At 31.0% G+C, this 19,661-nt stretch carries 17 protein-coding genes; 9 read left to right on the top strand and 8 right to left on the bottom strand.

Annotated features, from left to right (window positions below; genetic code table 11):
- Nucleotides 1–3 precede the first annotated feature (3 nt).
- Together ACYEKI_RS08545 and ACYEKI_RS08540 are read left to right on the top strand one after the other, a co-directional pair.
- Nucleotides 4–1,824 (top strand): hypothetical protein, encoded by a 1,821-nt coding sequence (locus tag ACYEKI_RS08545; protein ID WP_459210761.1) that lies wholly within the window; start codon nt 4–6, stop codon nt 1,822–1,824.
- A 12-nt stretch (nt 1,825–1,836) separates the two neighbouring features.
- The gene (locus tag ACYEKI_RS08540) at nt 1,837–3,624 is read left to right on the top strand and encodes a hypothetical protein (protein WP_459210760.1); all 1,788 of its coding nucleotides are present in this window, start codon (nt 1,837–1,839) and stop codon (nt 3,622–3,624) included.
- A gap of 62 nt (nt 3,625–3,686) precedes the next feature.
- On the opposite strand, the gene ACYEKI_RS08535 is transcribed toward ACYEKI_RS08540, so the two are convergent.
- Nucleotides 3,687–3,893 carry a hypothetical protein gene (locus ACYEKI_RS08535; RefSeq protein ID WP_459210759.1) on the bottom strand — a complete coding sequence of 69 codons (207 nt, stop codon included), beginning with the start codon at nt 3,891–3,893 and terminating at the stop codon, nt 3,687–3,689.
- A 277-nt stretch (nt 3,894–4,170) separates the two neighbouring features.
- Between ACYEKI_RS08535 and ACYEKI_RS08530 the strand changes: the two genes are divergently transcribed.
- From ACYEKI_RS08530 to ACYEKI_RS08515, 4 genes are all read left to right on the top strand, one after another.
- Complete coding sequence (locus ACYEKI_RS08530; RefSeq protein ID WP_459210758.1) at nt 4,171–7,089, top strand: sensor histidine kinase; 2,919 nt, start codon at nt 4,171–4,173, stop codon at nt 7,087–7,089.
- 39 nt (nt 7,090–7,128) lie between these two features.
- Nucleotides 7,129–7,881: a LytR/AlgR family response regulator transcription factor gene (locus ACYEKI_RS08525; RefSeq protein ID WP_459210757.1), complete on the top strand. Its 753-nt coding sequence runs from the start codon at nt 7,129–7,131 to the stop codon at nt 7,879–7,881.
- 377 nt (nt 7,882–8,258) lie between these two features.
- The gene (locus ACYEKI_RS08520; protein WP_459210756.1) at nt 8,259–8,906 is read left to right on the top strand and encodes a helix-turn-helix domain-containing protein; all 648 of its coding nucleotides are present in this window, start codon (nt 8,259–8,261) and stop codon (nt 8,904–8,906) included.
- A gap of 401 nt (nt 8,907–9,307) precedes the next feature.
- The gene (locus ACYEKI_RS08515) at nt 9,308–10,462 is read left to right on the top strand and encodes a pentapeptide repeat-containing protein (protein ID WP_459210755.1); all 1,155 of its coding nucleotides are present in this window, start codon (nt 9,308–9,310) and stop codon (nt 10,460–10,462) included.
- A gap of 45 nt (nt 10,463–10,507) precedes the next feature.
- Here ACYEKI_RS08515 and ACYEKI_RS08510 read toward each other — a convergent pair whose 3' ends face one another.
- Both ACYEKI_RS08510 and ACYEKI_RS08505 read right to left on the bottom strand, forming a co-directional pair.
- A complete protein-coding gene (locus ACYEKI_RS08510; RefSeq protein ID WP_459210754.1) occupies nt 10,508–10,936 on the bottom strand; it encodes a hypothetical protein in 429 nt (142 codons plus the stop codon).
- 14 nt (nt 10,937–10,950) lie between these two features.
- Nucleotides 10,951–11,646: a methyltransferase domain-containing protein gene (locus tag ACYEKI_RS08505; RefSeq protein WP_459210753.1), complete on the bottom strand. Its 696-nt coding sequence runs from the start codon at nt 11,644–11,646 to the stop codon at nt 10,951–10,953.
- Nucleotides 11,647–11,728: 82 nt separating this feature from the next.
- Between ACYEKI_RS08505 and ACYEKI_RS08500 the strand changes: the two genes are divergently transcribed.
- The gene (locus ACYEKI_RS08500) at nt 11,729–12,295 is read left to right on the top strand and encodes a nitroreductase family protein (protein WP_459210752.1); all 567 of its coding nucleotides are present in this window, start codon (nt 11,729–11,731) and stop codon (nt 12,293–12,295) included.
- 170 nt (nt 12,296–12,465) lie between these two features.
- Complete coding sequence (locus ACYEKI_RS08495) at nt 12,466–13,425, top strand: PorP/SprF family type IX secretion system membrane protein (RefSeq protein ID WP_459210751.1); 960 nt, start codon at nt 12,466–12,468, stop codon at nt 13,423–13,425.
- Between the two features lie 80 nt (nt 13,426–13,505).
- Here ACYEKI_RS08495 and ACYEKI_RS08490 read toward each other — a convergent pair whose 3' ends face one another.
- Both ACYEKI_RS08490 and ACYEKI_RS08485 read right to left on the bottom strand, forming a co-directional pair.
- The gene (locus tag ACYEKI_RS08490; RefSeq protein WP_459210750.1) at nt 13,506–13,901 is read right to left on the bottom strand and encodes a hypothetical protein; all 396 of its coding nucleotides are present in this window, start codon (nt 13,899–13,901) and stop codon (nt 13,506–13,508) included.
- Between the two features lie 94 nt (nt 13,902–13,995).
- Nucleotides 13,996–14,376, bottom strand: a complete 381-nt coding sequence (locus tag ACYEKI_RS08485) for an endonuclease domain-containing protein (protein ID WP_459210749.1) — start codon at nt 14,374–14,376, stop codon at nt 13,996–13,998.
- A 117-nt stretch (nt 14,377–14,493) separates the two neighbouring features.
- Here ACYEKI_RS08485 and ACYEKI_RS08480 point away from each other — a divergent pair, with 117 nt between their 5' ends.
- A complete protein-coding gene (locus ACYEKI_RS08480; RefSeq protein ID WP_459210748.1) occupies nt 14,494–15,288 on the top strand; it encodes an XRE family transcriptional regulator in 795 nt (264 codons plus the stop codon).
- Here the strand turns inward: ACYEKI_RS08480 and ACYEKI_RS08475 are convergent.
- The 3 genes from ACYEKI_RS08475 to ACYEKI_RS08465 all read right to left on the bottom strand — a co-directional run bounded on the left by ACYEKI_RS08475 (nt 15,278) and on the right by ACYEKI_RS08465 (nt 19,573).
- Nucleotides 15,278–16,279 carry an App1 family protein gene (locus tag ACYEKI_RS08475; protein ID WP_459210747.1) on the bottom strand — a complete coding sequence of 334 codons (1,002 nt, stop codon included), beginning with the start codon at nt 16,277–16,279 and terminating at the stop codon, nt 15,278–15,280. The genes ACYEKI_RS08480 and ACYEKI_RS08475 overlap by 11 nt on opposite strands.
- A 117-nt stretch (nt 16,280–16,396) precedes the next feature.
- Nucleotides 16,397–18,688 (bottom strand): sodium-translocating pyrophosphatase, encoded by a 2,292-nt coding sequence (locus tag ACYEKI_RS08470; protein WP_459210746.1) that lies wholly within the window; start codon nt 18,686–18,688, stop codon nt 16,397–16,399.
- 354 nt (nt 18,689–19,042) lie between these two features.
- Nucleotides 19,043–19,573, bottom strand: a complete 531-nt coding sequence (locus tag ACYEKI_RS08465) for an inorganic diphosphatase (RefSeq protein WP_459210745.1) — start codon at nt 19,571–19,573, stop codon at nt 19,043–19,045.
- Nucleotides 19,574–19,661 lie beyond the last annotated feature (88 nt).

The following is a 19,661-nucleotide window of genomic DNA, read 5'->3' as shown; positions in this document are numbered from 1 at the left end:
CTGATGAAAAAAATAATTACGTTACTATTTATGATGTTTTCTCTAATTAATGCAATAGCACAATCTACAGAGAAAATAAGTTATCAAGCATTGATAAGAAATGCGAGTAATGAGTTAATTCTTGATACACAAATAACAATAAGAACAAGTATTCTACAAGGATCAAATACAGGAACTGTAGTCTATGAAGAAGTACAAACACCGACAACAACTAATGAAGGTTTAATTCAAATGAGAATAGGTGATGTAGCTCCTAATGTAGGAGATTTGTCTACAATTGATTGGACAAGTGGAGCATATTTTCTTAAAATTGAAATAGACCCAACGGGAGGTACAGATTATACAATTTCTGGAACAAATGAACTTTTATCAGTACCATATGCTTTACATAGTAAAACGGCAGCTTTTGCTGATAGTGCAGATTATAATACATTGACTAATCAACCAACAACGATTACTACAGAACAAGCTAGTAAAATAGATTTAATTTCGGTTACGACTAATATCGATTTAGATCAACTTGCTGCAGATGTAACAGCCAATAATGCAAAAGTTTCTTTTCCTGGATTTGGTACTGTTCCTGGTACAGCATTAGAAGGAGATAATGTAATCTGGGAAAAATCAAATACGAATATATTTTACAATGTTGGTAATGTAGGAATAGGAGTTGATGAAAGTGCAGATTTTGCAGGAGCCAAATTATTAGTAGGTGGAGGAATCTTATTTGAAGGAACACCTGCCACAACATTACCAGGAACATTATACTATGATAACTCAGGTAATGGAGGATTTAAATACATAGATGAAACCAATACAGCTATAGCAATAGATGGAGGAAGTATCACTTACAATGGGGGATTATGGACTCTTGAAGCTGGAGACGCAACTATTAATAATGATGTAATTATTCAAGAAAGCCTTGCTGTAGGTCAAGATGCTGTAAATGGCGAGAATTTTGGTTTTAATACGGTTATTATAAAAGAAAATAATACAAGATTATTGTTTGATGATACAGATGATCCATCGGGAACTTTTCCAGCAAATGATTGGCAATTAGAAGCTAATGAGACAAGGAATGGTGGAACATCTCATTTTGCGATTTTGGATATTACAGGAGGTACTACACCTTTTAAAGTACTAGCAGGAGCACCAGATAATGCGTTATATATTAATGGAACTGGAAATGTAGGAATAGGAACAAACACTCCTTCAACAGCATTAGAGGTAAATGGAAATATAAAAGCTGATGCTTTTGTAGGGGATGGATCTGGGTTAACAGGAATTGCTACAGGAACTGGAGGAATTGCTAATGAAGCAAGTACTGTAATAGGAGCAGATACCGATACGGATACAGTAGGAGAGATTGCATTACAAACACAAAATACGACAAGAGTAACAATTACTAACGAAGGTAAAGTAGGGATAGGTACAACCATACCAAGTCAAGAACTAGAAGTAGTAGGAACTGCTAAGTTTGAAAATGTAATAGTTGATGAAGCTTTATCTTTTAAAATAGTAAATTATAACCTAACTTCTTTTACAGACGCGACACCTAGTACATTAAATTATGATGTAACAGGAAAAAGCTATGTGGTTTTTAACTCGATAGGAGAACAAATTATAGATGGATTTACTTCTGGAGTTACGGGTCAAAAAATAACAATTACTACGCGCAATGCAGGAGTAACGATTAAGCATAATAGTGGTACTGCAACACAACCTGTTTTGTTAACAAATAACACAGATGTTGTTTTAACTACTAATTCTAGTGCTAGTTTTATTTATGATGGGACTTCTTGGTTTTGTGTAGGATTAAGTAATTAAAAAAGAGATCTCATGAGAATAAAACAAATAGTACGAGTGCTGATCTTTTTGAGTATTGTAGGGTCATATGCACAAGAAAAAATGAATTATCAGTTTGTGGTAAGAAATGCCGATGGTACTTTGGCAAATGATAGCACTATAGGGGTTCAAGTTAGTTTATTAGATAGATCACCTACAGGAACTGTATTATATGAAGAAGTACATGCAAGTATGACTAACGCAAGTGGATTAACTTCAATTATTATAGGTGAAGGAGTTATAGGAAACGGAAATTTAACCACTATTGATTGGGGAAATACAAACGTATTTATAAAAACAGAAATAGATCTTTTAGGAGGAAATAATTATACTATCGAAAATGTAGAAGAGTTTTTATATGTAACCCAAAGTATACGAAGTAATACAGCGACATCTGCAAATAGTGTAGATTATAATACATTGACTAATAAACCAACTATAATTACTACAGAGCAGGCAGGTAAATTAGGAAATATAACAATTACTTCAAATACAAATTTAGATCAAATAGCGACCGAAGTTACTACAAATACAACAAAAACTTCATTTCCTGGATTTGGAACAACAGCAGGAACAGCTTTTGAGATTTTGTGGAAAAAAATAAATAATAATGCCTATTTTGATTCTGGAAATGTAGGTGTAGGGTTTTCTAATGCTTCAGATTTTACTAGAGCTTCATTACATATAGAAGGAGGATTATTACAACAAGGACAGCCTAGTGTTACTACTCCAGGAATGTTGTATTATGATCCATCTGGTACAGGGATCTTTTTTTACTATAATAATTTAGGAGAGTTAATACCATTTGGTAATAGAACCGTAAATTATGTGACTAGAAATAATATTTTTGTGAATGATGTTACAACACATAACGCAATGGGGGTAGGGTCTAATATCACACCAGGATATGATTTTGGAGATAATGATTTAGCCTTAGTAGATAATGAATTGAGAATCTATTTCTGGGATACTAGTAATACAGCATCTTTTCCTTCGAGTGATTGGCTGTTAGAAGCTAATGATCTTCAAGATGGAGGCGAAGATTATTTTGCGATTTCAGAAGTGTTATCCCCAACAAATAGAACTCCGTTTAAAGTAATGGCAGGAGCTTCAAACAATGCTTTAATAGTTAAAGAAAGTGGAAATGTAGGTATACAGATAGAAAATCCAACAGAAAAAATTGAAGTAAACGGAACAACTACTGCGACTGCTTTTACTGGTGATGGAAAAGATTTAACAGGATTAGCTGTAGGAACTGCTTCTACAGAAAATACAGGAAGTACTACAATAAAAGCTGATACAGATGTTGATTTGAATGGAAATATAGAGTTTCAAATTGGTAATGCTCAAAAAATGGTTATACGTAATAATGGAAATGTAGGAATAGGTAATACTATCCCTTCAGAATTATTAGAAGTAACAGGTACAGCAAATATGGAAACAATGATGATAGATAATACATTACAGATAAATAATAGTATTGCTACACAGGTTTTTGAAGATCCTACAAATGGAACTACTAATGTTACTTATGATGTAGCGGGTAAGAGTATCGTATTATTTAATTCCACAGGAGGAGTTGTTACTATTGCGAGATTAGAAGGAGGGATTGATGGACAAGAAGTGACCTTTATTAATAAAAGTGCACAATTATTAAAATTTGCTTTTAATGTTATTAATCTTCCTGTAGCTTCCTTTCCTACCTTAGATATTAAACAATACGGAAGTATCACAATCGTCTTTGATGGAGGGATATGGCATACTCTTGAAATAGTGAATTAGATTAATTAAAACTATATAATAAAAGGCATATAACTCTTACGTTATATGCCTTTTTTATTTTTTTAAATACAGCAATTTGTTGTGTGCTGGAAGAAACAACCTCTTTTTGGATTAACTATATCACATTGTACAGGTTGAGGAGAAGGCCAGCAACACTCTAATGCTGGATCACAGCATTTAGCAGCTTGAAGATTTCCACCAGTGATTTCTTTTTTTTGAGTTGTGTTTAAAGATTGAACTCCAGATAGTTTTAAAATGTTTTTTAACATGATTTAAGTGATTTAAGTTTAATTTCTTGAAATTAAGCATTTAATGTTTTTTTAATGAGAGGTTTATCCGCAAAATAATTATGGATAAATTATTGTTTTTGATGCTGCTGGTATATAAATTCAAAATTAAAAAGAGCTTATAAGGGAGGAGAATAACTATGAAAAATAAGGTTTTACTAATTCAAAAATACCATTCAGAAACCCAAGTGTTTATTTCAGAAAAAAGCATAAAAACTATACCTATAAAGTTGTAGCTTTGAGATAAGGCTTAGTGTTTATGAAATTATTACTTCAATATATATTCTTAGTATTCTTTGGATACAATGCTATTGCACAAAAACCTGTAGCTGTTCATCTTTCAGAAAAGGATGGATTACCCGATATCGAATTCTATAATATGCTAGAAGATAGTAAGGGGTTTATCTGGTTAGCTGCAAATAAAGGCTTGTATAGGTATGATGGTAAAATATTCAAAAACTTTACACATCCTCAAAAAAGAGGATTGTCTGTTTTTAATCCCTATGAAGATAAAGAAGGTAGAGTTTGGTGCTCAAATATATCTGGACAGTTTTTTTATGTAGAGAATGATGAATTAAAATTATTTATAGATCTTAAAAAAGAAGTAATCAATGAATTAGCGGATTTTTATATACGAGGAAATTTTTTATTTGTATTTACTATTCGTGAAATCTACAAGGTTGATCTTAAAACGAAAGAAGTAATTCAGCTTTCAGGAATAAAGAAACCTATAAGTGAACCATTAGAACAAGAGAATCAAACGATCTTTTTAGCTAGAGATGAGATAGTGGTAATGGATGAAACTGAAAAGTTAACCACTAAGATTAAGCATAAAGATTTAATACCTACGTTCGGGAAATCTAAGGTAATAGAGTGCAATGGTCATACTTTTTTTATTAAAAGAACTTTAAATAAAAGTTCGATTTTTGAATTGGATATTCAAGATGGAAAAGCATATGAAATAGAACTATCAAAGCAATTAGAAGAAAGCCATATTATAGATATAAAAGGTATTGCTAATCATTTTTGGATTAGTACTAGTAAAGGGTTAAATGTTTATGCATATAAAAATAAGAATTTTATACCCGTAAAAAGATATTTTGAAGAGGGGTATGTAACTAAAATATTGATAGATAAAAACAAAAACTACTGGATAGGTACATTACAAAATGGAATATATGTAATTCCTAATATACATATTTACAAAACGACAATTCCTATTGAAAATAAAAACATATCGGCACTTACAAGAGTAGGAAAAGATAGTGTTTTGATAGGAACTACAGCAGGGGATTTAGGGCTTTATAACAATAAAACAAAGCAATATACTGCAATACCATATAAAGCTAAAGGGCACATAAAAAAGTTTTTATATAACCCTATAAAGAAGAATGTTTTTATAAGTAGTAATAATCAATCAAACTTTTTAGATTTAAAAACATTAAAACTTACCAATAAAAAACAACTCCTCGATGCAAAAGATTTGAGTTTGATAGATAGTACGACATTTTTATATGCAGGATATAATGGTATACAGGTCATAAATATTAATGAGAAGCAAATTAATATTACCAAAGTTTTAAAAAACAAAAGATCATATGTATGTCATTATTCAAAAAACAAAAAAGAAACTTATGTGGGATATGTAGATGAATTTGTGAAATATGATTCAATAGGTGTCGCACATAAAATTAAATACAAAGAGAATGAGGTTTTTGCAATAGATATAGCAGAAACAATAGATGGGGCTATATGGGTGGCTACATTTTCAAATGGAGTGTTGAAAATTGTTGACGGAAAAGTAGTTAAAGTCTATAATACTCAAAATGGTTTGATTTCAAATCAAACTCAAAAATTGAAAGCATGTAAAAATAAACTTTGGGTAGTAACCGATAAAGGAATTCAATTAATCAATGATAAAAATAAAACGATACAAACATTAACTAAGAATGATGGAGTTTTGTCTTATACCATTGCTGATATAGTAGATTTTGGAGACAAAGTGTATTTTGGATCTAATAAAGGGTTATTTTGTATAGAGACAAAAAATGTATTTGAACATAATAAAAATAAACCCGAAGTATATTTTACAGAGATTAAAATACAAGAAAAAGATACAATTATACAGACTCAATATGCATTAAAATATGATCAAAATGCAATCGAATTTACATTCAATGCAAATGGATTTAAATCTAGTGAGTTTATAGAATATCAATATCGATTAAAAGGATTTAAAGATCAATGGATAACTATACCTATAGGCAATGGATATGTAAAATATAATAGTTTACCTACTGGAGATTACAGCTTTCAGGTTAAAGCAAAGCGAAAGTTTACTAATCAAGAATCAGCTATTCGCGAAATCCATTTTACAATAGCATCGCCTTTCTGGGAGCAATGGTGGTTTTTTATTTTAATAGCCCTTCTTATAGCGATAATAATTGCTACGTATTATAGAAAAAAACTTAAAGAAAAAGAGAAAGAAAAAAATGCAATTGTAGAAAAGATTCAATTAGATAAAGAGTTGGTTTTTTTGAAGTTAGAAAACCTGAGATCGCAAATGAATCCGCATTTTATTTTTAATGCATTAAACTCTATACAAGAATATATTATTCTTAATCAAAAAGAATTAGCAAGTGATTATTTAGGCAAATTTGCAGATTTGATTAGAACTTATTTAGAACATAGTACCAAAGGAAAAATACCATTACAAGACGAAATAGATTGTATAGAAATGTACCTGGAACTAGAGAAAAATAGATTTGAAGATAAATTTCAATATAAAATTCATTTAGGAGAACAATTAGATACAGAAGCTATCGTGATACCGACAATGCTTTTACAACCTTATGTCGAAAATGCATTAAAACATGGTTTGTTACACAAGAAAGAAAATCGAGAATTAAAGATAAAAATCCAATATACACCAGACAAAGAGCATATTCAATGTGAGATAGAAGATAATGGAGTAGGAAGAGTAAAAGCAAAAGAATTTCGTTCAAAACGAACAAAAAAACATCAATCTTTTGCATTAAAAGCTACGCAAAATAGACTTGAGCTATTAAATTATGGTAGAGAACGAAAAGTTGGAGTTGAAATCATTGATCTTTATAATGATCAAGACAAATCGGTAGGAACAAAAGTAATCGTTATGATCCCTTTTGTAACAATATAAAAACTAAACATAGAAAAGAGTAAAAATAAAAACACACAAATGAAAGTAATTATAATTGATGATGAACGAAAAGCAAGGAGTTTACTCAAAGTTTTAATAGAAGAGAATTGCCCTAAAATAACCGCAATTCACGAAGCAGAAGATTTACTTTCTGGAGTTGAAAAAATAAAAAAACACAAACCAGATATAGTTTTTTTAGACATAGAGATGCCAGAACATTCTGGATTAGAGTTGCTAGATTATATAAATAAAGATGATTTTAATTTCGAAATCATCTTTGTGACAGCTTATAGCGAATATGCCATACAAGCATTTCAATTGGCCGCAATAGACTATATATTAAAACCAGTAAGGCCTACACAAATTAGTGAAGCCGTAGAGAAAGCAATTAAAGGAATAGGGAATTCTCAAATTTCGGCAAAACTTGAAGAACTTAAAAAAAGCCTTACTGCATCTAATTTTAATAAAATCGGACTACCTTTTTCTGAAGGTATAAAGTTTGTGAATTTTGATGAAATCATTATGTTAGAAGCAGATGGAATGTATACCAAAATACAAACAGTTAACGAGGCTGATATTTTAGTAAGTAAGCCTTTAAAACACTTTGTTACCTTACTCTCCAAAATATCTACATTTTACAGACCGCATAGATCATTTTTAATAAACCTTAAGTTTATAAAAGAATATGTTAAGAAAGATGGAGGTTATATTGTGATGGATAATCAAAAATCAGTATCAATTTCTAAAGACAAAAAGGAAGAGTTTTTAACGATTGTTCAGCATATAGGATAAACTATTTAGAAACTCAAATCAACGTTTCAGCAATTGAAAGCTTTATGTATAGTGATTTAAGCATATATTGCTTACACACAAATACTAATTAATGTAATATATAGGTTACATTGATTTAATGTTTTTGAATATTACCAACAAACATAGAACAGATGGCTTATTGAGAGGAGTCATCTGTTTTTTTATGAATATGAAATAATATATCGTGAAATATAAATACCATTATTTAGAAGTTATTTTGTTGATAGCGTGTATAGCGTATACTTTGTTTTTGATAAATATTTATTTAGAAGTTTTGTGAAAATTTAATAGATATTATAGATGGTCTGATCTTTGATCTTTTCTTTTTTAAAACGAAGAAAGTTAAAAGAGTGCCTATGTTTAAAAGACTACAATATATAAGTTTATGGATACTATTAATATCAACTAGAGGATTTGCACAAGGACAATTACCTGAGGGTATATTACAAACATCCTCATCTCTAATCAATATACTATTATTCGTTATTATAATAGTATTTGTGGGGAACAGTATCTACTTTCAATACTATAAACATAAAAATAGGCGTGCACGTATTGATAGGTTTTTATACAATGTAGAACGGCGAACTAGAAAAGGATATGAAAGAGAAAATAAAAAGGAAGCTAGGAATATAAAGAGAAATATACCAGAAAAACATGTAAGATCAATTCTGGAAGGATTAATCAAGTTTGAAGAAGAAAAAAGATTTCTATCAAAAGGAATTAGCGCACAATTATTAGCAGAGGATATGGCAACAAACGTAAAATACCTTTCTAGAGTCATTAATACGCATAAGAACAAAACATTTCCTAATTACCTGAATGAACTACGAATTCAATATGTTGTAGAACGAATCCAGAAAGAACAACGTATAAGAAAATATACAATTAAAGCGATAGCAGAAGAATTAGGGTATCACAATACAGAAACTTTTTCTAAAGCATTTTATAAATATACAGGACAAAAACCATCAAATTATATTAAGGAGATGGAAACGAAGTAACAGATTAGTTATTAGAAACCAAGTATAACTACGTATTGATTAATATATTAACTTCATATATCTTTAATTAATGAATAAAATATTAAATAAATACAGGTTAGAAGTTCTTTTTATAGCCTTATACATAACTTTAATTACAATACATTTTTTAGTGTTTTTTATGTGAAAAATGAAAAGCTGTGTAAGGAGTTTGAATAAAAAAAGACTTAAGTTATAGATAGGTTTTACTTACTAAAAAGTAATTCATATTTGATGGAATTAATGAGTTAAGTTTAAAGAGATTGTTTTTTTTAGAGCAATCTCTTTTTTCATATCCATAATTCAAAATAACTTTAATATCTTGAGCGATAAAATTAGACTGACAATACTAATTAAAAGATAAACCCCTAAAAGTTTTATTCGTGAATCAAGAAGATCAAATCAAAAACCTATTAGAAGAGAATAAGGAACTTAGAGAAGAATTATCTAAAATTACTTCACAAAAAGAACAAAAAAAGAAGATGCGTAAATGGCTTTTTAAAAAGTCAAGTACACCATTATTAGGGGCTAAGCTTAAAAATAGCATAGAAAAAGCTATTCAAGAATATAAAGAAAAACAAACAGTATCTGTAGATACAGTATCAGAAGTAGCTTCTAATGTGATATGGAGATTCACGCGTATAGGTGTCTTTACAATTTTAATGGGATTGATACCATCTTTAGTTCTTTTAGTGCAAACTAAACTATTACTAAATCAAAACTCATTGATCGAAAATCAAAATAAAAGAGTTTTTCAACAAACACATTTAGTAGAAGCAGATAGACGATCTTCATTGTCTTTTATTATGGGAGATTTATTGAGTGATTTAAACGAAGAATTACGATATAAAGGGATAGGTGATCGCAATATCAGTAAAACGCTTGAAGCGAGAATAGTAGGGTTATGTATGGCGATGAAACCATATCGATATATTCAAGGAGATGAATTAATAAAAAAGCCTGTAAGTCAAGAAAGAGGACAGTTATTATACAGTTTGATTAAAAGTAACTTAACCAAAACAGCATTCCAAAGAATACTGAATGATGCAGATTTTGAATATTCAGACTTACAAGGAATCAATATAGGAAGTAAAGTATCTTTAAGATATGCAAGACTGGCACATTCTAATATGGCAGATGTATTTATGCCCGAAGCAAATTTAAAAGGAGCTGATTTAAAATATAGCGAATTAGAGCGAGTGAACTTATCAGATGGAAATTTAACCAAAGTAGACCTAGAAAATGCCAATGCAGCAAATGCAGATTTATTAAGTGTCAATTTAACCAATGCTAATCTTAAAGGGACAAACCTTAGCAAAGCAAATTTATCTGAAGCAATTTTATGGCAAGTAAAATTATCAGAAGATACAGATATGACAGATGTAGTTTTGGATAATGCAATAGTTGATCGTAAAGATTGGGTAGCTTATGTGGCAGACTCTTTAGAAATAAAAGGAGCAGAAACTATAGAAGATCGTTACCAGGTTAAACGTACATATGAAGGTAAAAAGCAGTTTACGATTGTTGCAAAAAAATAATTTACTAAATAATATATAAATAGGATAAAGGAGGTATTACCTCCTTTATTTTTTAAATATAAGTGCATGTATTTTTTGTACTCCCCAATTGCCTATAGGAAAATACAGCGCAAAAAAGAGAGCCATTCCTAAACTGAAATTTCTAATATTAAAAAAATGATCTAAAATATTATTAGGATATGCATAAGAAGTTTGCAAGGCATAACCTAGAAATTCTAGAATTCCCATAGCGACTAAGCCATATGCATATTGATTGAAAAAGTTATAATCTTTGAGTAACAAAGAAATAGGAATCATATATAAAATATAACAAGTAATGACTTGCCACCAATAAGTGAACTTAGCTATTTCAACTTCGGCACCAAAACGATTCATACCTAGTCCCCATAAAAAGTAAACGACGATATAGGTGAATAGTAAAGACGATGGAGTTTGTTTTAATTTTAATAAACTTTGAGATAAGAATTTTTTCATAATTATTAAGGATATTATAATTTGATAAAAGCTAACATTCTAAACCAAGGACGTTTTTTTAAAGAAAACTGAGTAACATTACTAGAGTTAATAATGGAATGTAATTCACTCATAGAAAAAGTGCGTTGTAGTGCTAATAAACCATCTGCTTTTGCCATTTGAGAAATAGGTAAAATAGGGCTTAAAAATTGAAAAAGTCTATAGCTAATATAACTACGTCTAAGTTCACTAAAAATTAGATGAGTAATAGTAGTTTTTTTTAACTGTTGGATAAAAGTAATTAAAGCCGAATTTTCAAAATGGTAAATAAAGTGACTACTAATAAGAAGATCACACTCTGGTAAAGAAAAATTGGGATCCAAAATATCAGCTGTCAAAAATGTAATAGTAGAAGATGTTGCTTGTTGCTGTGCATGATGTATACTATTAGTATTACCATCGATACCTATAAAAGTTGCTTGAATTCCTTTTTTTTCTAAATATGTTGCAACAGCAAAAAGACTATCGCCACCTCCACAACCTAAATCAACTATACGAATAGGAGTGTGTCGAGGATATAGTTTACAAAAATTATAAACGGCAGTTTTTAATTGTGAGTGAGTACCAAAAAAGGTATTGATGAATTTTAAACTTTGCAAAGTTCGAATAAGAGAAACTCCTGAGAGTGATAAATTATCTAACTGTTCTTTTTTTGAAGATCGAGATTGCAAAAACAAAATAATTTTTGGTATTAGTTGTACTTTAGTCGCAAGTTTATAGTAAGTAATTACAAGAAAATAAAAATATAACTTAATGACAATTAACGAACTGATAAAAAAGAGAAGATCTATTTATCCTATACAATATAATGATAGTCCTATTGCTAAAGAATTTATACAAACACTACTAGAAAACGCTAGCTGGGCACCAACACATCGATTGACAGAACCATGGCGTTTTAAAGTTATAATGAATGAGCAAAAAAAAGAATTAGGACTCTTTTTGGCACATAAATACAAAACTGTAACAAGTGAAGATAAATTCTCTGAAGCTAAATATCAAAAAATACAAAATAATTGTAATTCTTCTGGAGCAATAATAGCTATATGTATGCAAAAAGATCCTAAAGAAAGAGTACCAGAATGGGAAGAAATAGCTGCTACAGCCATGGCTGTTCAAAACATGTGGCTTACGTGTACTGCAAATGATGTTGGGTGTTATTGGAGTAGTCCTGGATTAATTAAGTATATGGATGAGTTTTTTAACCTAAATGAGCATGAACGTTGTTTAGGTTTTTTATATATGGGAAATTATGATACAACTCAACTTCATGAAGGAAAAAGAAGTGCATTAGAAGATAAAGTTGAATGGATGATATGATGATTGAGTAAGATTAGTATTACAGGGTTGTTAAATTTTACTTTTTTTAAGTGTTTTGTCGGTAATACTAGTTTTTTTAAAGAAAGAATCCTTATTTTGGATAAAAGATTTTATCTAGTATAAAAGATAATTCTTTATTAAACAGATAACCCCTATTATTTTCATTATACATGAAGCTAAAATATCTTTTAAAATTCATTGTTGGAATAAGTTTATGTAATGTAATTCAAACCTACGCTCAGCAAGATGCTCAGTATACGCAATATATGTATAATACCATAAGTATCAATCCAGCTTATGCAGGAAGTAGAGGTGTGTTTAGTGTTACAGGATTACATCGTAGCCAATGGGTAGGATTAGAAGGCGCTCCACGTACGTTTACATTATCTGGACATACTCCTATAGGAAGAAAGAATAAAGTAGGTTTGGGAGTTTCATTAATCAGAGACGAAATTGGACCTACACAAGAGACTTATATTGATATAGACTTGTCATACACTATACAAACTTCTATTGATGGAAAATTGAGTTTTGGTTTAAAAGCTGGTGGAAATCTATTAGATGTAGATTTTAATAGATTAAGTTTACTGGACCAACAAGATGTTGTTTTTGATAACTTGATCGATAATAAGTTTAATCCTAATATAGGATTAGGGATATATTATCATACAGACAAATGGTATGTAGGATTGAGTGCGCCTAATGTATTAGAAACGGAGCACTATGATAGAAGTACAACATTAAATAATCAAGATGCTGCTAGTTTTATAGCCAAAGAACGTATCAACTATTATGGAATTGCAGGATATACGTTTGATGTAAATGAAGACGTTAAATTAAAACCAGCAGTTTTGGTTAAGGCTGTATCTGGAGCACCTTTACAAGTTGACCTTTCGGCTAATGCATTATTATATGAAAAATTTATCTTAGGTTTAGGATATAGATGGGATGCTGCATTTACAGGAATGTTGGGATTTCATATCTCTGATTCTATGTTGATAGGATTAGCTTATGATAGAGAAACTACAGAATTAGGAAAAACTGAGTTTAATGATGGAACGTATGAGATTTTCTTACGTTTCGAATTATTTAAGAAATATAACAGATTAATCACCCCTAGATTCTTTTAATAGGGAGGTGATAATAGTATTGCATAAAAAAAGAGATAACTAAATAGTAGTTATCTCTTTTTAATATGGTGAATAAGTGATTATTGGTTGATCACTTTTTTAGCCTTATCAACAGCTTTTTCAGCTTCTTTTACTGCACCATCAGCAGTGTTTTTTGCAGCGTCTTTAGTTGCATCAACTGCATCTCCAGCAGCTTTCTTTGCAGCGTCAACTGCTTCACCAGCAGCTTCAGTAGCGTCTTTTACAGCTCCTTCTGCAGCCTCTACAGCTTCACCAGCAGCTTCAGTTGCATCTTTTACAGCTCCTTCAGCAGCCTCTACAGCTTCAGTTGCAGCTTCTTTTGCACTCTCAGCAGCCTCTTTTGTTGCTTCTACAGCCTCTGTAGCAGCGTCTTCAGTTTGCTTAGCAGTTTCTCTACAAGATGTTACAGATAGTACTAATGCTAATGCAGCTACTCCTAAAAATATTTTTTTCATAATAGAACTTGGTTAATGGGTTAAGCCGCAAATTTAACATTTATTTTTAAATTTTATTCGATATATTTATTATAATTCTTTTAAGTGGAGAGTTTTATACTAAGTAAGAAGTATCAGTATAGTTATCGGTGTATCTTTTAATATGTCTAAAAATCTCATCTGTGTCGATAAGAATTTGATAATCTGTGACTCTTAGCACCGTTATATTTAAAGAATGAATTTTTAAAAATTTAAAATCATCCTTGTTATAAATATCATCATATTCATGTGCATAAGTATCAACCTCTATTGCTAATTTATATTTAGGGCAATAAAAATCAAAAGTATAATTACCTATGTTTTGATCTCTATGAAAGTGATATCCTCGAGAAGTTAGTTGTTGTGCTAATTTATCTATAGCCATAAATGAATTATTAAGCGAATGACGTATTACTTTTTCTGCTACTGGTTGACGTAAAATAATTGAAGCTGCCATATATATTGTTTTTAAACTATATCGATTTGTATTTTTTCCAAAATTATGGAAATATTCCAATTCAGCAAATTTTTTGATTAATTAATTCGGAAAAATTCCTAAATAAGCTATCTTTGTATGGTAAGATTCCTAATAGTAAGTATCAATATGGAAGATAGCAGTACAATAATAATTAAGCGTTTTAAGCAAATACGTGAAGAAAATCACTTGACTCAAGCTGAGTTTGCTCAGGTTTTGGAAATAAAGAAGTCTACAGCAGACATTGAACGCGGAAGAACAAAAATTTCTGGAAAAGTAGTAGCTAAGTTACTTCAGGTTTATGGAATAAATCCATTATGGCTTTTTGGCGAAAGCCAACAGAAGGAAATTAAAATGCAAATTGTAGATGTTGCACCTAAAGTTGTTACAGTAGATTCTCAAAATCACGAAAATATGGTTTTGGTCAATATTAAGGCAGCAGCTGGTTATCCTCATAATATACAAGATGTTGATTGGTATCAAGAATTGCCGGCCTTTGATATTCCTTTACCAGAATATAGAAATGCGACATATAGAGGATTTCAAGTGGAAGGTGATAGTATGTTACCTGCTTTTGAACCTAAAGAATGGGTTATAGGTAAGGCTTTGGCAAATATTAGAGAAATAGGTAACACGAGTATATGTGTCGTAGTCTTGGTCGACAGTGTGTTGGTCAAAAAAATTAAAAAGAATGACGATGGTACACTAACTTTAATTTCTTTAAATACAGAATATCCTCCAGTAACTATTGAAGCACATGAAGTTCAAGAATTATGGGAGGTAAATAGTAAACTGAGTTTTAATATTGATGCACATACAAATACTTCCAGTTTACAACAATTGCAAGAAGCTATGGCGCTATTAACTAATGAAGTAAGAAGTCTTAAGAAATAAAACCGTGTTTGTGAGCATGTTTAACTGCTTGATCAGAAGTATGTACTAACAATATTGGACAAATCTTAAATGATTTGATAATAGATTCTATACGAGCTACTCGTTTACGATGGTTTACACTCCTTAAATAAATAGCAAGTATTCGATTGGGATACTCTCGTGCTATAGAGGTATAAATATCTGCATCTTTTTCTCCACTATCACCTATGAGGATAAAATTTAATGAAGGGTACATTTTTAAGATGGTATAAATCTCTGAATGTTTATGTGGTATTTTAGGTTTTGGTGTTTTATCAAAAAAAGTTCTAAAATCGCGTAATAGAATAGGACCTTTAGGAAAACGATGTTCTTCTAGAAAAGCAGTAAGATAATCATATAGATTCCATGGACTATTGCTAACATAAAAAATAGGGTTGATAGGAAAATTAGTTTTTCCGTGTTGTAATTTTTGATAAAAAGCTACAGTGCCTTCTAGAGGAAGACGTTTATCAAAATTTTTAAAAAAAGTATTAAAAATAACACGCCACTTGAATAAGGAAACAACACCCGTATGTAATATGGTATCATCGATATCACTAATAACACCATAAGATGCTTCTTGAGAAGGAATCAACATTTGTCCGTTAAACAAATTGTTGCAAGTGATTTCTCGTTGTGTAGATGAAATATCATAAGACATTTGATATGAAATCCAACCACTACCATCACAATACTTTTTAAGATCAATTACCTGTTCATCAAATTTATAATAACCTTCGGCATCAGTTTCTGCAATGAATTTGAGTTCATCTTTAATTTGTAATTGAATAGATGAGTTAGGAATTTCATCACTTTCAAATTGTTTATAGATGTTTTTTAATGTTTTTAAAAGACCTTGGTTAGAAGTAAGTTTAATATTTTCATCTTCAAGAGCACGACCAGCAGCACGTAATCGTTGAGCTGTTCCATAAGAACGATAAGTATTAATTCGTAGCGGATCTTTTTTAAACATGAGATGAATTACAAGCTAAAATAGTATTATGAATCTCTAAATATATAAAACCTCACTATAATGTGAGGTTTTAAAATAAGATTTTTATTAAAGTAGTATAGTCGTAAGACTATATGTTTAATTAAGTATTTTGATTTTTTCTACAGCATAAGTTGTTTGATGTTGATCAGATTCAACATCATTTTCAATTAAAATAGAATGTTCTATAGCATCATCACTGTCTGTAGTGTTAGTAGAATGTCCTCCTAAAATTGGAGCAATAACAAGGCCTATTAAACAGGTAAGTTTTATTAAAATATTCATAGATGGTCCAGAAGTATCTTTAAAAGGATCTCCTACAGTATCTCCTGTGACAGCAGCTTTATGAGCATCTGAACCTTTGTAAGTCATCTCACCATTAATTTCTACTCCAGCTTCAAAAGATTTTTTAGCATTATCCCAAGCACCTCCAGCGTTGTTTTGAAAAATAGCCCATAAAACACCACTTACCGTAACTCCTGCCATATAACCACCTAACATTTCTGCAATTAATTTATTGTCGTAACCAAAAACCATTGGTAGTAAAGCAATTATGATAGGAAATCCGATTGTTAACAATCCAGGAAGCAGCATTTCTTTTAACGCGGCTTTTGTCGAAATCTCAACACATTTATCATATTCAGGTTTACCTGTACCTTCCATAATACCAGCGATTTCTTTAAACTGTCTTCGTACTTCATAAACCATTTCCATGGCAGCTTTACCAACAGAGTTCATGGCAAGTGCAGAGAAAACCACAGGGATCATTCCACCTATAAATAACATAGCTAATACAGGAGCTTTAAAAATATTAATACCATCTATACCCGTAAAAGTTACATAAGCAGCAAATAAAGCCAGAGAAGTTAATGCGGCAGAGGCTATAGCAAATCCTTTTCCTGTAGCGGCAGTTGTATTCCCTACAGAATCTAAAATATCAGTACGCTCTCTTACAATATCTGGTAATTCACTCATTTCTGCAATTCCACCAGCATTATCGGCTATAGGCCCAAAAGCATCAATAGCGAGTTGCATAGCTGTAGTTGCCATCATTGCAGATGCTGCTAATGCCACACCATAAAACCCAGCAAAGGCATAAGATGCCCAGATAGCAATAGCAAATAATAAAACAGAAGCGAATGTAGAAATCATTCCGGTAGCAAGACCTGCTATAATATTTGTTCCAGCTCCAGTACTTGATTTTTGTACAATTTGTAAGATAGGTTTTTTACCTAATCCTGTATAATACTCTGTAACTGCAGAGATAACACCACCTACAATTAAACCTACAAGAGTAGCATAGAATACTCTTAATGAAGAAATTTCTTTTAGTCCTTCACCAAAGAATTCCATAGACATAGTATCTGGTAACATCCATTTTACTAATCCAAAACTAGCAATAGCAACTAAGATGATAGAAACCCAATTTCCTTTATTTAAAGCAGCTTGTACTTGAGCTTCTTTTGCCTCATTAGAACTGATATTAACTAGAAGTGTACCTATAATTGAAATGATAATTCCAAAACCAGCAATTGCCATCGGTAATAAGATAGGACCAATACCATTAAAACCATATGCTGTAATGTCACCACCCATATCTTTAATAACATAATTACCCAAAACCATAGCTGCTAAAACTGTAGCGACATAAGAACCAAACAGATCTGCACCCATACCAGCAACATCACCAACATTATCACCAACATTATCTGCTATTGTAGCAGGGTTACGAGGGTCATCCTCTGGTATACCCGCTTCAACTTTACCTACTAAGTCTGCACCCACATCGGCTGCTTTTGTATAAATTCCTCCACCTACACGAGCAAATAATGCAATGGATTCTGCTCCTAAAGAAAAACCTGCTAAAGTTTCTAAAACTATTGTCATTTGGTCGGTATTAGACCATGTACCATTCATAAAAAAATGAAAGAAGAAAATAAAGAAAGCAGTTAATCCTAAAACAGCTAATCCAGCAACACCTAATCCCATTACAGTACCTCCGCCAAAAGAAATTTTTAAAGCGTCAGGTAAGCTTGTACGTGCAGCTTGTGTAGTACGTACATTAGTTTGGGTAGCGATCTTCATTCCCATATTTCCAGCAAGAGCCGAAAAAATAGCTCCGAAAATAAAAGCTACAACAATAAGGATATGTGTAGTAGGAACAATAAACGAAATCCCTGCCAAAGCAATACTAGCTCCTATAACAAAAAGAGTAAGTAATTTGTACTCTGCTTTTAGAAAAGCAAGAGCTCCTTCATAGATATGAGAAGATATTTCTTTCATCTTTCCATCTCCAGAATTTTGCTTAAGAATCCAAGATCGTTTAACCCACATAAAGATGAGACCGAATAGCGCGAGTATCGCTGGTGCGTACATCATGTTTGACTCCATAAATAAAGTTTTAAAAGTTAATTTTGAACTTAAATGTAGTGAAAATCAGAGGAAAAGAAAAGGAGGGGAGTTTGTTTTAGAATACTTGTATGTTTTTTTTAAATGATAAAACTAAATAAACTAAGAGTTATAAGTGAAAAAATATAGATTTTGTAGTGTGTTGTTAATTAGTGAATTAGTTGTTTCTGTTATAATAAATCAAGGAATCAGAAGGGGTTTTATAAGCAATCCATGACGGTTTTATGAATTTTTAACCACATTAAAACCGTAAAATGTTTATGGCTAATGTGTTACAAAAAAAAGAGGATTATACTATATAATCCTCCTTGAATATCTTTATAGATAAGAATAAATCTAGTAAATACTAAATAATCCTTTAGGCTTGTCAGCTAATTCTTCAAAACGTTTAACACAAGCTTTGATGATTTCACGAGCTTCACTTACATCTCCCCATCCACCTACATCAACTTTCTTGTTTTCAAGATCTTTATATACTTGGAAGAAGTGCTCAATTTCTTTAATTAAGTGAGGATTAAGTTCATTAAGATCACTAATGCGGTTTGCAATAGGATCAGAAACTGGTACACAAATAATTTTCTCGTCTGGACCTTTTTCGTCAGCCATGTGGAATACACCAATAGGTTTTACTTCGATCACACAACCAGGGAAAGTAGGCTCAGTAACGATTACTAATACATCTAAAGGATCTCCATCTAAAGCCATAGTTTCTGGAATAAAACCATAATCAGCTGGATACATCATAGATGAAAAGATCATACGATCGTATCTTATTTTTTTGATGTCAAAATCATATTCGTATTTATTACGACTTCCTTTTGGTATTTCGACTAATACGTCAAAACTATCGCGAGTTGCTGCGCTCATATTAATTCTCTTCTTTAATTGGGCGGCAAATATAGGTATTCGTGGGCATTAGAGAAAATCTTAGCAAGAAAATGATGTATTTTTTATA

It is taken from the genome of Aquimarina rhabdastrellae (assembly GCA_947387485.1).
Lineage (GTDB): Bacteria > Bacteroidota > Bacteroidia > Flavobacteriales > Flavobacteriaceae > Aquimarina.
Note: the sequence above shows the minus strand (reverse complement) of the source record. Positions and strands in the feature narration are given on the sequence as shown.

What these genes read in the sequence shown, in the direction of transcription:
- ACYEKI_RS08520 (WP_459210756.1), top strand. Translation starts at nt 8,259, where the DNA reads ATGTTTAAAAGACTACAATATATAAGTTTATGGATACTATTAATATCA.
- ACYEKI_RS08475 (WP_459210747.1), bottom strand. Translation starts at nt 16,279, where the DNA reads ATGTTTAAAAAAGATCCGCTACGAATTAATACTTATCGTTCTTATGGA.
- ACYEKI_RS08540 (WP_459210760.1), top strand. Translation starts at nt 1,837, where the DNA reads ATGAGAATAAAACAAATAGTACGAGTGCTGATCTTTTTGAGTATTGTA.
- ACYEKI_RS08495 (WP_459210751.1), top strand. Translation starts at nt 12,466, where the DNA reads ATGAAGCTAAAATATCTTTTAAAATTCATTGTTGGAATAAGTTTATGT.
- ACYEKI_RS08465 (WP_459210745.1), bottom strand. Translation starts at nt 19,573, where the DNA reads ATGAGCGCAGCAACTCGCGATAGTTTTGACGTATTAGTCGAAATACCA.
- ACYEKI_RS08530 (WP_459210758.1), top strand. Translation starts at nt 4,171, where the DNA reads ATGAAATTATTACTTCAATATATATTCTTAGTATTCTTTGGATACAAT.
- ACYEKI_RS08545 (WP_459210761.1), top strand. Translation starts at nt 4, where the DNA reads ATGAAAAAAATAATTACGTTACTATTTATGATGTTTTCTCTAATTAAT.
- ACYEKI_RS08525 (WP_459210757.1), top strand. Translation starts at nt 7,129, where the DNA reads ATGAAAGTAATTATAATTGATGATGAACGAAAAGCAAGGAGTTTACTC.
- ACYEKI_RS08470 (WP_459210746.1), bottom strand. Translation starts at nt 18,688, where the DNA reads ATGGAGTCAAACATGATGTACGCACCAGCGATACTCGCGCTATTCGGT.
- ACYEKI_RS08480 (WP_459210748.1), top strand. Translation starts at nt 14,494, where the DNA reads ATGGTAAGATTCCTAATAGTAAGTATCAATATGGAAGATAGCAGTACA.
- ACYEKI_RS08490 (WP_459210750.1), bottom strand. Translation starts at nt 13,901, where the DNA reads ATGAAAAAAATATTTTTAGGAGTAGCTGCATTAGCATTAGTACTATCT.
- ACYEKI_RS08535 (WP_459210759.1), bottom strand. Translation starts at nt 3,893, where the DNA reads ATGTTAAAAAACATTTTAAAACTATCTGGAGTTCAATCTTTAAACACA.
- ACYEKI_RS08510 (WP_459210754.1), bottom strand. Translation starts at nt 10,936, where the DNA reads ATGAAAAAATTCTTATCTCAAAGTTTATTAAAATTAAAACAAACTCCA.
- ACYEKI_RS08500 (WP_459210752.1), top strand. Translation starts at nt 11,729, where the DNA reads ATGACAATTAACGAACTGATAAAAAAGAGAAGATCTATTTATCCTATA.
- ACYEKI_RS08485 (WP_459210749.1), bottom strand. Translation starts at nt 14,376, where the DNA reads ATGGCAGCTTCAATTATTTTACGTCAACCAGTAGCAGAAAAAGTAATA.